Origin of the sequence: Rhodopirellula sp. JB055 (genome assembly GCF_043100905.1) — a bacterium.
Classification (GTDB): Bacteria; Planctomycetota; Planctomycetia; order Pirellulales; family Pirellulaceae; genus Rhodopirellula.
This window is the reverse complement of the sequence record NZ_JBICHO010000320.1, coordinates 1-2,565: the sequence shown is the minus strand read 5'-3', so window position 1 is coordinate 2,565 and position 2,565 is coordinate 1. Positions and strand designations below refer to the sequence as shown.

The 2,565-nt window shown below is 58.5% G+C and carries 1 protein-coding gene and 1 pseudogene; one reads left to right on the top strand and one right to left on the bottom strand.

Going from position 1 to position 2,565, the window contains the following annotated elements; translation table 11 throughout:
- The coding region (locus ACF8AM_RS12705) for a TolC family protein (RefSeq protein WP_392555990.1) at window positions 1-1,698 on the bottom strand (1,698 nt) is incomplete at its 3' end.
- Between the two features lie 260 nt (window positions 1,699-1,958).
- Here ACF8AM_RS12705 and ACF8AM_RS12700 point away from each other — a divergent pair.
- Window positions 1,959-2,565, top strand: a pseudogene (locus tag ACF8AM_RS12700) (alkaline protease); the annotation flags it as partial.

Genomic DNA, 2,565 nt, shown 5'->3' with positions numbered 1-2,565 from the left:
CTGGGCATCGAGCAGTTGCTCCAAACTGATCGGCAAACCCGCCTTGCGGTTGGCCTCGAGCGCATCCAGTGCGTCCTTCGAAGCGAGGTAACGATTCAGGTTGGTTTCCATCTGGGCGTAAGCCCGTTCCGTCTCCGCGATCACGGCCATCAAATCATGGGTGATCTGCCGCTCTTGCTCTCGCAACACCGCCCGTTCACGCGCCACCTGAATCTTGGCGTGCTGCACCGCCGCATGTGCTTGGCGAAAACCAACCGGCATCCGGAATTCGACTCCCGCCTCATACTCTTGGTAGTCGCCCGTCCCAAGTTCGTTGAACGCGGAATCGCTGCCCGCCAAATCCTTGCCGAGACCACGCAGCCGATACGTGGTGACGAGGTCCAGCGTTGGCAACTGAAAGTTCTTCGCCGCGATGACTTCCAACTCGCGGCGTTTGACCAGCAGGCGCTGTTGCTGCAACTCGCTCCGCATTCGCAACGCGTCGACGGCCAACGATTGAGAGTCAAAGATCAACGGAGCCGACAAGGGCTCATCAACGGGACGCAGCAGTTGCCCATCGGCGATCGGCAATCCAATCAACAACCGCAAACGACGCTCCGCCGCTTGGACTCCCGTGACGCCCGCAAAGGTACCGCCGGAGGTGGAGTTATTGGTTTGGGTTCGCTGAATCAGTTTGCCCGCAATCGCGTCTTGTAGCTCGGACACAAACCGATAGTACTGCTCTCTTGCCAAAGCTTCCGCCGATCCCCCGCGTCGGTTCGATGACTTCTGTGCGTCGTAGCTCCGCCACGTTTCCAAACTGCGAGCGACTGCTTCTTGCTTGGCGTCGACATCGCGATACGCAAAGTACAAATCCCAATACGCATTGATCACGTTGCTGAGATAGTTGCGGGCGTCTTCGCGAAACTGAGCGTTGGAGATGTCGCTGTTCGTTTTCGCAATCAACACACCGTTGTACACACCTGGCAAAGCCGCTGGCCCGGCGATCCGGTTGAACGCCAACCCGCCGCCCTGCAGCAAAGGTTGTCGCAATTCGGCATGCAGTTGCGTCTGCCAAGCACTGGGCGTCAGGTTGCCCGTCGCATTGTTCGCGTCGTAGTCAGTGATGCTTCGCAGACTGATTTCGGCACCCGTTGCCGTTCGCTTGGACAATTGCAGCACATAGTCATGCACGTCTTGCTGGAACGCGTTGGCACCACCGCCAAAGAATCGGTTGTTGAACCGGCGATCGTTGTTTTGCCAAGTTCCGACAGCGGTGAGCTGAGCATCAAACGCCGAGAGGGCGGCTTCCATTCCTAATTGCGGATCCGTTTGAACCAATCCGGGGCTCTCATCGGTCGTGACCGTCTCGGGTGCACGCAGCACGGTTGCGTTCAGGTCTCGCAAGACCTCACTGTTGCTCATCGCTTGATTGAGAGCTTGCTGCAGCGTCAGGTCTCGGTAATCCGCTTTGGCCAAAGCCTCCGGATCTCGCAATGTCAACGGTGCGATCACCGGTGCCGTGAGCGTCTCCGGAGGCGCCCCCGCGTCCACGCGAGACATGATTTGATCGACATGATCAGTGCGGTTGCCAACCGTTTCCGGCAATGCACGCGAAGCACGGCAGCCCAACGAACTGATTCCCGGAGCCATTGCCATGACCAACCAACCGGCGCAGAACATCCGCCGAGCACGGGGAGCCAAAGCCCACCGAATCATCGAACGACCTGCATGGGGCCGACTATTGGTCACATTTCCCTCTCGAAGCGTCACTTGAACGAGAGCGCAGGCAGCAAAATGGGTGCAACCCGCACTACTCGGATTCTTCGACTGATCGGTGCATCGAGATTGAGTGAATCTCAATCAATTGGAGCAGCAACTGTTTCCCGACGTCCCCGAACATCGCCCCCGAGACATTGCACCGGCTAGTTAAACTGGAATCGCGGTTTCAATCGTGAAACTGACTCTGGATCGCAACGATGAACGCCTCCCTTCCTGATCCGACCAACGCGTCGACCGATGAATTGACACCGTATCAACTGTGTCATCGCATCGTCGCCGACACGCGCGCCGACCGAGCGTTGTGGTTTGCTCGGCAAGGCGTTCGGTGGGTTCCGATTGGCTCGTCCGTGCAATCGGAGATCGCCATCGACTCGCCCGTCGTTCGCGATTGGCAGGCCATCCTTTCGCAAATCCACGAATCGACCGAGCCCGATTCGGACACCGCCTTTCAAAATCAACTGGATCGGTATCGCGAATCCTCTGGTGCACAGACGATTCTGATTCTGCCACTGCGAGCCAAAGACGCCACCGAGGCAACCTCGTTTCTCGTGCTCGAAACCTTTGACTCGTCTTCCCAACCAGCCGATTCCGCCGAACTGCGTGCGGACTGGCAATCGATCAGCGGCACGCTGGCTCCCGCCCTGCAACAAACCGTCGATCAAATCCATGCCTCCTCATGGCATCCCAATCGCCGGCTCCCCTGGTTCGCGTGGGCGGCAATCGGTGCTGTCGCCGCCCTGAGCTTGATCGCTGTCCAAGTCCCCTTGCGACTTCCGGTGGAAGGCAGCCTCGAACCGATTCATC